Here is an 11,934-nt window from a genome sequence, read left to right as displayed (position 1 = left end):
GTCCGGCGCGGTCCGGCGCGGTCCGGCGCGGTCCGGCGCGGTCCGGCGCGGTCCGGCGCGGTCCGGCCGTGCAGCCCCGCCCGCGTGCCCGGCGCGGCCTCAGCGGACCGCCACCACCGCCGACCCGTGCCCGAACAGGCCCTGGTTGGCGGTGATCCCGGCCCGCGCCCCCGGCACCTGCCGGTCGCCGGCCGCGCCCCGCAGCTGCCAGGTCAGCTCGCAGACCTGGGCGATCGCCTGCGCCGGCACGGCCTCCCCGAAGGAGGCGAGACCGCCGCTGGTGTTGACCGGCAGCGCGCCGCCGAGCCGGGTCACCCCGTCCCGGAGCAGCTTGGCGCCCTCCCCGGGCCCGCACAGGCCGATGTCCTCGTACCACTCCAGCTCCAGGGCCGTCGACAGGTCGTACACCTCGGCCAGCGACAGGTCCTCGGGCCCCAGCCCCGCCTCCTCGTACGCCGCCCGCGCGATCGAGGCCTTGAAACCGTGCGGGGACGGCGCGAGCGCGGCGGTCGAGTCGGTCGCGATGTCGGGGAGGTCGAGCAGGGCCTTGGGGTAGGTGGGGGAGACCGTCGACACCGCCCGGATCCGCACCGGGTCCGGGTGCCCGTGCCGGCGCGCGAAGTCCAGGCTGGAGAGCACGAGGGCCGCCCCGCCGTCGGAGGTGGCGCAGATGTCGAGGAGCCGCAGCGGATCGGCGACCACCGCGGAGGCGGCGACCTCGTCGGCGGTGACCGGCTTCCGGTAGCGGGCCAGCGGGTTGAGCGCCCCGGCCGCCGCGTTCTTCACCTTGACCCGGGCGAAGTCCTCGACGGTGTCCCCGTACAGCGCCATCCGGCGGCGGGCGTAGAGCGCGAAGTACGCCGGGTTCGTGGCGCCGAGCACCCGGAAGCGCAGCCAGTCGGGATCGCCCGGCCGCTCCCCGCCGGCCGGCGCGAGGAAGCCCTTCGGGGTGGAGTCGGCCCCCACGACGAGCACGGCGTCGGCGAGCCCGGCCAGGATCTGCGCCCGGGCCGCGCCGATGGCCTGGGCGCCCGACGCGCACGCCGCGTACACGCTGGTCACCCGCGCCCCCTGCCAGCCGAGGGCCTGCGCGAAGGTCGCCCCGGCGACGTACCCCGGATAGCCGCAGCGCATGGTGTCGGCGCCGACGACGGATCCGATGTCCCGCCACTCCACGCCCGCGTCGGCGAGCGCGGCGCGGGCGGCGGCGGTCCCGTACGAGACGAAGCCGCGCCCCCACTTCCCCCAGGGGTGCATCCCGGCCCCGATGACGGCGATGTCGTTCACGCGCGCTCCTCCGTCCCCACGGGCCGCCACCACCAGGTGGTCCAGACGTGTTCGGCGTCCTCGTTCAGCACCCCGGGCACCACCTCGACCTCCGCCCCCACCGCGAGGTCCGCGGTCCGCACGCCGGGCGCGGCCTGCCCGAGCACCACCATCCCCTCCGCGGCGAGCTCGACCGCGACGAGGACGTACGGCTCCCAGGGCGCCTCCGGGTCGGAGACGTACGGGGCGGGCGGCCGGTAGCGCCCGTCGGTGTACGACCAGACCCGCCCGCGCGGCGAGAGCGGCGTCTCGTCGAGCGTGCCCCCGGCCGCGCAGCCCGGGTTGCGGCAGGCGTCGTCCTCGCGCGGGAAGAAGACCGCCGCGCAGGCGGAGCACCGGGTGCCGAGCAGCCGGAACTCCCCGTCCGGGACCGTGTCGTCGGTGAACCAGCCGGTCACCACCGGCCTGCGCGTCCGTGTCATCTCCGAGCCCCTCCAGCCGAGCTGACGATGCGTCAGAACTTTGCGGCGAAGTCTGGCACGGCCCCTCCGGAGGTGGAAGACGTCAGTGGCCGGCCACCGACCGCCGCGCCACCGGGAAGTCGAAGTACGTCGAGGGGAAGGGCTCCGGCTTGAACGTGAAGTGCCACCACTCCTCCGGGAGGTTCACGAACCCCTCCGCCTCCAGCGCCCCCTTCAGCACCTGCCGGTTGGCCCGCTGGACGCCCGTGATCCGGGGGTCCGCGGTGTGCGAGAGGGTGTCGAAGCAGTCGTACCCGGTCCCCATGTCGACCGAACTGTCCGGGAACCGCTCTTCCCGCGACCCGGTGCACGAGGTCAACTCCTCACCCGGCACGTACGCGCGCGTGCGCACCGCCGGCAGCCGCACCACGGTCAGGTCCACGGTCGACCCCCGGCTGTGCCCCGACTTCTCCGCGATGTACCCGTCCGTGAACAGCCGCTCCTTCGCGACCGCCGGATAGAACTCCGCCTTCATCCGCTCGTCCGCCAGGTCCTCGGCCCAGCGCACGAAGTGGTCCACCGCCCGCTGCGGCCGGTAGCAGTCGTACACCTTCAGCGTGTACCCCCGCGCCAGCAGGCGCGTCTGCGCCCGGTGCAGCGCCTCCGCCGCCGGCCGCGTCAGCACGCACAGGGGCTGCCGGTACCCGTCGATCGGCTCGCCCACGAAGTTGTGCGCCGTGGTGTACCGCATCTCCTGAAGGATCGTCCGGTCCACCGAGTCGAGGGCCACGAACTCCCGTGGAGCCTTCGGTTCGGGCACGGCGGCGGCGGGGGAGGCGGCGGTCCCGGCGTACGCGAGCAGCACGGCCGCGCCCGAGACGGCGAGGGTACGGATGGCGGAGGAGAGTCGAGTCATGCGCACCGGGTCTACCAGTTCCGCCCCCGCCGGGAAAGCCCCTCGCATACGGTCGACGCCGTGAAGGACTCAGACAGCCCCGACAGCCCCAGCGGCGTCGACGCCCGCACCGCCCCCGGCGGCGCCGACGGCTCCGGCCGCGCCCTCCGCTACCACTGCACCGCGTGCGGCGCCGCCCACCCCGCCGACGTCGGCTGGCCCCGCACCTGCCCGGCGTGCGGCCACACCGCCTACCGCAACCCCCTGCCCGTCGCCGTCGCCCTCCTTCCCGTCACGGACGGCCCGGACGCCGGACTCGTCGTCATCACCCGCACGATCGAGCCGGCGCGCGGCGGCATCGCCCTGCCCGGCGGATTCATCGACCACGGCGAGGACTGGCGTGCCGCCGTCGCGCGCGAACTGCGCGAGGAGACCGGCATCGTGGCCGCCGCCGAGGACGTCCGCCTCGCCGACGCCCTGAGCTCCCCCGCGGGCCATCTCCTCCTCTTCGGCCTCCTCCCGCCCCGGCCGGCCGCCGCACTCCCTCCCTCGGCCCCGACGAACGAGACGAGCGGACACCACGTGCTCCACGCCCCCGGGCAACTCGCCTTCCCGCTCCACACGGAGGCGGTACGGAAGTGGTTCGCCGGCGCCTACGGGTGAACTCGGCCGAGGTGTCCCGCGGCCGAGCCGTGTTCCTCCAGGCCGCCGGCGGCCTCGGCGCGGACGACTCCGAGGAGACCCGCCGTGGTGGCGAAGCCGAGGCCGCCACCCTCCGCACCCGCACCCCCACCGGGAAACCCCCGAACCGCGTGGAGTCCGCCGGCATCGGCATGGCCATCGGCCCGGCCCGCGCGGCTCACCGCCCCCGCACCCGAACCGACCCGCGCGGTTCACCGCCCCCGCACTCGCCCGGCCCGCGCGGCTCACTGCCCCCGCACTCGCCCGGCCCGCGCGGCTCACCGCCCCCGCACCCGAACCGACCCGCGCGGCTCACTGCCCCGCACCCGAACCGGCAGCCCCGGCTCCACGCACCCCTCGTCCGTCACCCGCTCCACCACGACCCGCCCGTCCACCAGCCGCGACTGGTAGCGCTCGATCTCCGCCGGCTCCCAGCCGTCGCCCGTGTCGCGGACGACGAGCCCGCCGCCCGTCCGCCCCGCCGCGGGGGTCCACACCTCCAGCAGCAGCTCCCCGTCCTCGCCCCGCACCGGCAGCACCGCCCCCGCGCGCGCCAGCACCGGCACGCGCGCGAGGGGCGCGTCGAGGAGGACCTGCCCGGGGCCCTCGTACGCCTCGCCGGTCGCCGTGTCGTACCAGCGCCCGCGCGGCAGCCGCACCGCCCGCCGGTCCGCCCCCCGATGCAGCACGGGCGCCACCAGCAGCGCGTCGCCCAGCAGGAACTCGTCCTCGCACTCCCGCAGGCCCCGGTCCTCCGGCGTCCCCCACCACACGGGCCGCACATAGGGCGCGCCGGTCATCCGCGCGAGCCGGGCCAGGGTCACGAAGTACGGGTGCAGCCGCTCGCGTTCGGCCAGCGCCACGCGCGCGTGCTCCAGCGCCTCCGGACCGAACTCCCACGGCTCCCGCCGCCCCGCGTCCAGCGCCGCGTGCGTCCGGAACAGCGGCAGCCACGCCCCCAGCTGGAACCAGCGCAGGAACAGCTCCGGCGACGGACTCCCGTCGAAACCGCCGATGTCCGGACCCGAGTACGGCACCCCGCACAGCCCGAGCCCCAGGACCAGCGCGAGCGAGGCCCGCAGCCCCGGCCACCCGGTGGCCACGTCGCCGGACCAGGTGCCCCCGTACCGCTGCACACCGGCCCACCCCGAGCGCGTGAAGAGGAACGGCCGCTCCCCGGGCCGCAGCGCCCGCAGCCCCTCGTAGCCGGCCCGGGCCATCAGCAGCCCGTACACGTTGTGCGCCTCCCGGTGGTCGCCGCCGCGCCCGTCCAGGTGGTGCCGGGCCGACCGGGGGAGCGTCGGGTCGCCGAAGGCCGCGAAGGACACCGGCTCGTTCATGTCGTGCCACACCCCGGAGAAACCCTGCCGCAGCCGCTCCTCGTACAGCCCGCCCCACCACTCCCGTACCGCCGGATCGGTGAAGTCGGGAAACGCGCACTCCCCGGGCCACACCACCCCCCGCACCTCCTCGCCCCGCGCGTCCCGCACGAACGCCCGGGCCGCCCGGCCCTCCTCGTACGGCACGTTCCCCGGCTCCGCCGCGACCGCCGGGTCGACGATCGACACCAGCCGCACCCCCTGCCCCCGCAGCTCCTCCGCGAGCCCCGGCAGGTCGGGGAACCGCTCCCGGTCCACCGTGAACACCCGGTGCCCGTCGTAGTGGTCGATGTCCAGGTGGACCGCCGACAACGGAAGCCCCCGCTCCCGGTACCCGGCCACCACCCGCCGCACCTCCGCCGCGCTCCCGAACCCCCAGCGCGCGTGCTGCGGCCCCAGCGCCCAGGCCGGAGGCAGCGCCGGCGCCCCCGTCAGGGCCGCCCAGTTGTGCAGCACGCGCGCGGGGGTGCCGACGACCACCCAGCAGCGCAGCGGCCCGCCCTCCATCCGCACCTCGACGGTGCCCGGCCGGTCGTGACCGGAACCGGCGCCCTCCTCGCCCTCCGCCAGGGTGACCCGCCCGTCCCAGGTGTTGTCGTGGAAGGCCAGGTGCGTCCCCGCGTCCGAGACCACGAACTGCACCGGCATCGTGATGTACAGCGGATCGTCCCCCGGCCCGAACCGTCCCCCCGGGTCCGTGTTCCACAGCCGGTACGCACCGTCCCGCAGCCGCGGCCCCGCCGACCGCCCGCCGAGCCCGAAGAACCGCGCGTCCGCCGGCACCTCCGCCCGCTGCGCCCACCGCGCGGGCCCCCCGGCGACCGGCTCCCACCAGCGCGGCGGCAGGTCCCGCCGCAGCATCACCCCGCCCGGCGTACGGATCTCCACCGCGCCGTGCCGCGAGATCGCCACCGTCACCCGCTCCGACACCACGCGCCAGCCGCCGTCCGTGTCGGGCTCCAGGACCGCCCGCGGGTCCGGCTCGGGCGCCGAGCCGACCAGGGCGTACGAGGGCTCGGGCTCCGCCCCGTCCCACCCCCAGAACACCGCGCCGCCCGCCGACACGCACACCCGCAGCGACGACCGGGCGAACCGTACGGTCCCCCCGCCCGGCAGCGGCTCCGCGCCCTCCGCGAGCCCCGGCACCCGGGCCCGCTCCGCCCCCCGCGGCGGCAGCCCCGCCGCGTCCGCCCGCCGCTGCCGCCACGCCGCCCGTACCGTCCTGAGCCCCCGCACCGAACCGAACACCCTCATCGTTCGCACCAGTCCACGACCGTCCATGCGGGCCACCCTGCCACCCACCAGCGGCGATACGAGCCTCGTTCAACTGGCGTTCACCCGTGGTGGGAGCACATGTTCAACTCACCCGCCATGTGTGGGCGGCCCTGGTGCGAACGCCGCTCCCATGGCATCGTCCTGTCAGCCGCGTCACGCGCACACCCCCGCGCGTGCGCGCGACACACGCCGACCCGCGTACAGCCAGGGAGCCACCCGATGACAACTGCGCCGACCGAGCCGACCGAGCCGCTCTGGCAGCCGGACGAGGAGCGCATCGCCCACGCCGCCGTCACCCGTTTCCAGGCGTGGGCCGCCGAACACCACGGCGCCCCCGCCGACGGCGGGTACCCGGCCCTGCACCGCTGGTCCGTCGAGGAGCTGGAGACCTTCTGGAAGGCCGTCGCCGAATGGTTCGACGTCCGCTTCTCCACCCCCTACGCGCGCGTGCTCGGCGACCGCTCGATGCCCGGCGCCGACTGGTTCCCCGGAGCCACCCTCAACTACGCCGAGCACGCCCTGCGCGCCGCGGCCGACCGCCCCCACGACACGGCGCTCCTCCACGTGGACGAGACCCACGAGCCGGCCCCGACCACCTGGGCCGAACTCCGCCGCCAGGTCGGCTCGCTCGCCGCCGAACTGCGCGCCCTCGGGGTCCGCCCCGGCGACCGCGTCAGCGGCTACCTGCCGAACGTCCCCCAGTCCGTCGTCGCCCTCCTCGCCACCGCCGCCGTCGGCGGCGTCTGGACCTCCTGCGCCCCCGACTTCGGCGCCCGCTCCGTCCTCGACCGCTTCCAGCAGGTCGAGCCGGTCGTCCTCTTCACGGTCGACGGCTACCGCTACGGCGGCAAGGAGCACGACCGCCGCGACACCGTCGCCGAGCTGCGCGCCGAACTCCCCACCCTCCGCGCCGTCGTCCACATCCCGCTCCTCGGCACGCCGGCCCCCGAGGGCGCCCTCGACTGGGCCGACCTCGTCGCCTCCGACGTGGAGCCGGTCTTCGAGCAGGTGCCGTTCGCGCACCCCCTGTGGGTCCTGTACTCCTCCGGCACCACCGGCCTGCCGAAGGCGATCGTCCAGTCCCAGGGCGGCATCCTCGTCGAGCACCTCAAGCAGCTGGGCCTCCACTGCGACCTGGGCCCCGAGGACGTCTTCTTCTGGTACACCTCCACCGGCTGGATGATGTGGAACTTCCTCGTCTCCGGCCTCCTCACCGGCACCACCGTCGTCCTGTACGACGGCAGCCCCGGCTACCCGGACACCGGCGCCCAGTGGCGCGTCGCCGAGCGCACCGGCGCCACCCTGTACGGCACCTCCGCCGCCTACGTGATGGCCTGCGCCAAGGCCGACGTGCACCCCGGCCGCGACTTCGACCTGTCGGCCGTGAAGTGCGTCGCCACCACGGGCTCCCCGCTGCCGCCCGACGGCTTCCGCTGGCTCCACGACGAGGTCCGCGAGGACCTGTGGATCGCCAGCGTCAGCGGCGGCACCGACGTCTGCTCCTGCTTCGCGGGAGCCGTCCCCACCCTGCCCGTGCACATCGGCGAGCTCCAGGCCGCCGGCCTCGGCACCGACCTCCAGTCCTGGGACCCGTCCGGCAAGCCGGTCGTCGGCGAGGTCGGCGAACTCGTCGTCACCAACCCCATGCCCTCCATGCCGATCCACTTCTGGAACGACCCCGACGGCAGCCGCTACCGCGACAGCTACTTCGAGATGTTCCCCGGCGTGTGGCGCCACGGCGACTGGATCACGATCACCGACCACGGCTCGGTCGTCATCCACGGCCGCTCCGACTCCACCCTCAACCGCCAGGGTGTGCGGATGGGAAGCGCCGATATCTACGAGGCGGTGGAGCGGCTCCCCGAGATCCGCGAGTCCCTCGTCATCGGCCTGGAGGAGCCGGACGGCGGGTACTGGATGCCGCTCTTCGTCCACCTCGCCGAGGGCGCCACCCTCGACGACGAGCTGATCGCCCGGATCAGGACCACGATCCGCACCGAACTGTCGCCCCGCCACGTCCCCGACGAGGTCATCGAGGTCCCGGGCGTCCCGCACACCCTCACCGGCAAGCGCATCGAGGTCCCCGTCAAGCGACTCCTCCAGGGCACCCCCCTGGAGAAGGCCGTCAACGCGGGCTCCGTCGACGACCTCGACCTCCTGCGCTTCTACGAGTCCCTCGCGGCCGCCCGCCGAGGCTGACGCGCGGCGGGGGGCCCCCCCCCGGGGGGCCCCCCCCCCCCCGCCCGCCGCACCCCGGGCGGCGCCCCGCCCCCCCCCCCCCCCCCCCGGTGAGCACGGCCGTCTCGCTCAGCACCGTCCCGGCCCGCCCGGTGGCCGAGTCCGAGACGAGCACGGTCCGCTCGCCGAGGAAGGCCGAGGTCGACCGGTCGAAGACCCACTGGGTCCGCTCCCCGCCGGCGGTCCGGGCCACCGCCACCCCCTCACGGCCGGCCGCGTCCCGCGCCGACGGCACCACCACGACGCCGGGGATCCGCGCGGCGGCCTCGAACAGAGCGGCCGTCACCCGCGGCGGCGCCCAGGTCTCGGCCAGCAACGTCCCGATCGCCGAGAACGCCCGCTGGTCCGCGTCCCCGCCGGCGGCACGGGTCTGCTCCCGCACCAGCCGCAGCAGCTCCTCCGGACCGGTCGGCAGCCCCGCCACGAATGCGTGCGTCGGAGCGGTCACGGACGGCTCCTCCGGCTCCATGAACGTCCGCCGGGGCTCGGCACCGGGTCCCTCCAGCTCGTACACGGGCAGCCGCGGCGACAGCTCGGTGTCCCGCGTCCCCTCCTCCCGCAACAGCCCGGACCGGCTCCCGTCGGCCGAGAGCCACACCTGCCGCCGGTGTACGGGCTCCACGACGGCGGCCCCGCCGCCCGCCGGGAGCCCGGCCCGGGACACCAGGCTCTCCACGTACACGAACTCCTCCGGCCGCGCGTCCGGCGCGGGCGCCGAGGCGGCGGCGAGCGCGGCCCGCGACAGCACCGCGGAGGCCCCCTCCGCCCGCACCGCCGGCCGCTGCCCGCCCGGCTCCGGGGGAGCGGCGACCAGCACCGCGCCCGCCGCGATGCCGCACACCACGGCTGGCACGGCGAACCGCACGACCCTCCGGGTCCACCATGCCGCCGGGCGCGCGGGCCGCGCGGCGGCGAGCAGCTCCCGCCGCAGCTCGCGCTGCCTGTCCGGCGCGAACTCCGGTACGGCGGGCGGGGGCAGCAGCTCGGTCAGCTCGGTGAGCAGCGCGTCCTGGGAACGGGGGCGGGGACGGGGATCGATGTCGTTCATGCCGGCTTCTCCGGTGAGGTTCGGGGGACGAGGACGGTACGGCCCGTGCCCACGGGCAGGGGAGGCGCACCGGAACCGGGCGCAGGCCCGGATCCGGGGGCCGGGAAGGGCGCGGCGGCGGGCGCCGTTCCGGCGCGGGCACCAGGCCCGTCACCGCCGACAGGACCGGCACCGGAGCGGCCCTCCGCACCGGCCCCGCGCCGCCCGGCGCGCAGTTCGGCCTCGGCGAGCGCCCGCAGCCGCTCCCGGGCCCGCGAGAGCCGGGAGCGCACCGTGCCGACCGGGACGCCCAGCGCCTCGCCGGCCGTCGCGTAGTCGAGTCCGGCCCACACGACGAGCCCGAAGACCTCCCGCTCGCGCCGTCGCAGCCGGCCGAGGGCCACCCGCGCGGCCCGCAGCCGCTCCTCGTCGGCGAGCCGGGAGGCCACCGCGTCGCTGAAGTCCGGCAGCACCCCGCGGTCGGGCATCCGCGCCAGCGCCGCGTCACGCCGCCGCGCCTCCCGCGCGGCCCCGCGCAGGACGTTGGTGGCGATGCCGAGCAGCCACGGCCTCAGGCTCCCGCCCTCGGCGTGGACCCTGCCCCGGCAGCGCCATGCCTCCAGGAAGGTCGCGGACACGACGTCCTCGGCGGCGGCCCGGTCACCGCACATCCGGTACGCGTACTGGAAGAGCACGCGTGCGTGCTCGTCGTACGCCTCACCGAGCGCCGAGGGATCCCCGGCCCGGAAACGTTCTCTCATCTCTGGTTCCACACCGGGTACTGACCGCCGGTTCACCCGGGTTCCCGTGACCCGCGCCACACCGCTCGTCCCTCCGTGCCCCTATGTGGCCCAGGTCACGGGAACTCCGGCCGCCCCGGGCCCAGTTCCCTGCATGAACGAAACACCGACGACTGGATCCCCTGTCCGATCTCGTGGATCCAAGATCCAGAACACCGGATCTCCCATCCAGAACACCGGATCCACGGTCCAAGGCACCGGATCCACGATCCAGGGTCATGGATCCAAGATCCCGGCTCATGGATCCAGGATCCGACCCACCACCCTCCGCACCCTCGCCCTCACCGCCGTCCTCACGGCCACCGCCTTCACCGCCCCACCCACCACGGCCCTCGCCTCCGCCTCCCAGGACCAGACGGTCACCCTGACCATCCGCCACCTCGACCGCACCGGCGCCGCCGCCTCCGCCTACACCACCCACGTCACCGGCGTCTCCGGCCCCGGCGCGGCGGTCAAGGAGCAGCCCCACGACCCCTCCGGCACGGTCACGCTCCGTCTGCCCAAGGGCCGTTACCTCCTCGACTCCACGCTGGAGGCGGAGAGCGGCGCCTCCGGCACGGACTGGATCGTCCAGCCGCGCCTGGACCTCGACCACGACACGGCCGTCACCGTCGACGCCCGGACCACGGCCCCCGTGGACGTCCGCCCGCCCGAGGCGGGCGCCCGGCCGCGGCACGCCCTCTCGTACGTCGAGGTCAGTCACGGGGGAGCGACCCGCTCCGCGAACCTGATCTCCTCGTCGGCCGGCCTCCGCGTGGCCCACCTCGGCCCGGCCGCCGAACCCGGCACCGTGAAGGCCTGGGTCGACAGCTACTGGAGCGGCGAGCGCGCCGACTACGGCCTCGGCTACCGCTTCACCTCCGACCGCGCCCTCACCGGCCTCGTCCGCAGGCCCGCCCCCGCCGACCTGGCCGCCCTCAGGGTCCGCGCCGCCGACCGGACCGGCGCCGGCGGCACCGGCGTCGCCGCGCTCCAGCCCGCCGAGGGCACCAGTGTCGGCCTCTCCACCCCCGTCGCCCGCCCGGGTGGCGCGACCTTCCTCGTCACTCCCGAACGCGGCCGCTGGGACCTGGAGTACACCGCGCCCGGTACCCCCGAGACGCCCCCCAACCGGTACGAGGAGCCGGGCGTGGCGGCCCGTGCCGGCGCGACCACCCTCCACACCTTCGACAACGCCGTCCTCGGCCCGGCCCTCGATCGGGCCCCCGGCGCGGCGCCCGCCGGTGTCCGCGACGGCGACCGGCTCGCCCTCGACGTCCCGCTGCTCGCCGACGGCGACGGCCACGTCCCCTCCACCCCGGCCTTCCGCTCGGCGACGACCACCCTCCACCGGGACGGCGTCCTCGTCGGCACCCACCGGGGTGCCCCGGGACGAGCCTCGTTCACGCTCGCATCCCCCGAGCGGGCCCGCTACCGGCTCACCGCCACGGCCCTCCACGGCACCGGCACGCACGCGGGGCGTGCCACCGCCGTCTGGACCTTCGGCTCCGCCGCGACCACCACCCCGACGGAGCTCCCGCTCAGCGTCGTCCGCTTCACCCCGCCGCTCGACCTCGACGGCACCGCCCCCGCCGGCGCCGGACTCCGCGTCCCGGTGACGGTCCAGGGGCCGGCCGCCGGCGCGGGCGCGCGCTCGCTCCGCGTCCGGGTCTCCACCGACGGTGGCGCCACCTGGACCGACGCCCCCGTCGTCGACGGCTCCGTCCTCGTCCGCAACCCCGCCGCGGGCCGGACGGTCTCGCTCCGCGCCACGCTCACCGACACCCTGGGCAACACCCTCGACCAGACCCTCGGCCACGCCTACCGCACCCGCTGAGCACCCGCCCGCCGGCTGAGCCCCCACACCCGCGCTGAGCCCCACACCCCGCTGACCACCCGCGCACGCGCGCGTGAGCCCGCCGCCCGGCCGTTC

Annotated in this window: 9 protein-coding genes; 3 read left to right on the top strand and 6 right to left on the bottom strand. The window is 76.2% G+C overall.

Annotation, left to right across the window (positions count from 1 at the left end):
- Positions 1-99: 99 nt before the first annotated feature.
- The 3 genes from ACFQ8C_RS34705 to ACFQ8C_RS34695 form a co-directional block, all read right to left on the bottom strand.
- Complete coding sequence (locus tag ACFQ8C_RS34705) at positions 100-1,287, bottom strand: lipid-transfer protein (RefSeq protein ID WP_383465585.1); 1,188 nt, start codon at positions 1,285-1,287, stop codon at positions 100-102.
- Entirely contained in the window at positions 1,284-1,748 is a 465-nt protein-coding gene (locus ACFQ8C_RS34700; RefSeq protein ID WP_383465583.1) for a Zn-ribbon domain-containing OB-fold protein, read from the bottom strand. The genes ACFQ8C_RS34705 and ACFQ8C_RS34700 overlap by 4 nt, the downstream gene beginning before the upstream one ends.
- An 82-nt stretch (positions 1,749-1,830) precedes the next feature.
- Positions 1,831-2,643 (bottom strand): M15 family metallopeptidase, encoded by an 813-nt coding sequence (locus ACFQ8C_RS34695; protein ID WP_383465581.1) that lies wholly within the window; start codon positions 2,641-2,643, stop codon positions 1,831-1,833.
- A gap of 60 nt (positions 2,644-2,703) precedes the next feature.
- On the opposite strand from ACFQ8C_RS34695, the gene ACFQ8C_RS34690 reads away from it, so the two are divergent.
- Positions 2,704-3,285: an NUDIX domain-containing protein gene (locus tag ACFQ8C_RS34690; RefSeq protein ID WP_383465579.1), complete on the top strand. Its 582-nt coding sequence runs from the start codon at positions 2,704-2,706 to the stop codon at positions 3,283-3,285.
- Between the two features lie 296 nt (positions 3,286-3,581).
- Here the strand turns inward: ACFQ8C_RS34690 and ACFQ8C_RS34685 are convergent, their stop codons facing one another.
- Positions 3,582-5,963, bottom strand: coding sequence for a glycoside hydrolase family 31 protein (locus ACFQ8C_RS34685; protein ID WP_383465577.1), 2,382 nt, complete (start codon positions 5,961-5,963; stop codon positions 3,582-3,584).
- A gap of 213 nt (positions 5,964-6,176) precedes the next feature.
- Between ACFQ8C_RS34685 and ACFQ8C_RS34680 the strand changes: the two genes are divergently transcribed.
- Entirely contained in the window at positions 6,177-8,156 is a 1,980-nt protein-coding gene (locus tag ACFQ8C_RS34680) for an acetoacetate--CoA ligase (protein ID WP_383465576.1), read from the top strand.
- Here the strand turns inward: ACFQ8C_RS34680 and ACFQ8C_RS34675 are convergent.
- Together ACFQ8C_RS34675 and ACFQ8C_RS34670 are read right to left on the bottom strand one after the other, a co-directional pair.
- Complete coding sequence (locus ACFQ8C_RS34675) at positions 8,083-9,243, bottom strand: CU044_5270 family protein (protein WP_383465574.1); 1,161 nt, start codon at positions 9,241-9,243, stop codon at positions 8,083-8,085. The genes ACFQ8C_RS34680 and ACFQ8C_RS34675 overlap by 74 nt on opposite strands.
- Positions 9,240-9,983 carry an RNA polymerase sigma factor gene (locus ACFQ8C_RS34670; protein ID WP_383465572.1) on the bottom strand — a complete coding sequence of 248 codons (744 nt, stop codon included), beginning with the start codon at positions 9,981-9,983 and terminating at the stop codon, positions 9,240-9,242. The genes ACFQ8C_RS34675 and ACFQ8C_RS34670 overlap by 4 nt, the downstream gene beginning before the upstream one ends.
- Before the next feature lie 133 nt (positions 9,984-10,116).
- On the opposite strand from ACFQ8C_RS34670, the gene ACFQ8C_RS34665 reads away from it, so the two are divergent.
- Positions 10,117-11,838, top strand: coding sequence for a serine protease (locus ACFQ8C_RS34665; RefSeq protein WP_383465570.1), 1,722 nt, complete (start codon positions 10,117-10,119; stop codon positions 11,836-11,838).
- Positions 11,839-11,934: the final 96 nt, after the last annotated feature.

The sequence above is a fragment of the Streptomyces sp. NPDC056503 genome, assembly GCF_042794995.1.
Classification (GTDB): domain Bacteria; phylum Actinomycetota; class Actinomycetes; order Streptomycetales; family Streptomycetaceae; genus Streptomyces.
This window is presented reverse-complemented; position numbering and strand designations above follow the sequence as displayed.

Excerpts from the sequence above, each read along its gene's own strand:
- ACFQ8C_RS34700 (WP_383465583.1), bottom strand. The coding sequence starts at position 1,748 with ATGACACGGACGCGCAGGCCGGTGGTGACCGGCTGGTTCACCGACGAC.
- ACFQ8C_RS34695 (WP_383465581.1), bottom strand. The coding sequence starts at position 2,643 with ATGACTCGACTCTCCTCCGCCATCCGTACCCTCGCCGTCTCGGGCGCG.
- ACFQ8C_RS34685 (WP_383465577.1), bottom strand. The coding sequence starts at position 5,963 with ATGGACGGTCGTGGACTGGTGCGAACGATGAGGGTGTTCGGTTCGGTG.
- ACFQ8C_RS34680 (WP_383465576.1), top strand. The coding sequence starts at position 6,177 with ATGACAACTGCGCCGACCGAGCCGACCGAGCCGCTCTGGCAGCCGGAC.
- ACFQ8C_RS34675 (WP_383465574.1), bottom strand. The coding sequence starts at position 9,243 with ATGAACGACATCGATCCCCGTCCCCGCCCCCGTTCCCAGGACGCGCTG.
- ACFQ8C_RS34670 (WP_383465572.1), bottom strand. The coding sequence starts at position 9,983 with ATGAGAGAACGTTTCCGGGCCGGGGATCCCTCGGCGCTCGGTGAGGCG.
- ACFQ8C_RS34665 (WP_383465570.1), top strand. The coding sequence starts at position 10,117 with ATGAACGAAACACCGACGACTGGATCCCCTGTCCGATCTCGTGGATCC.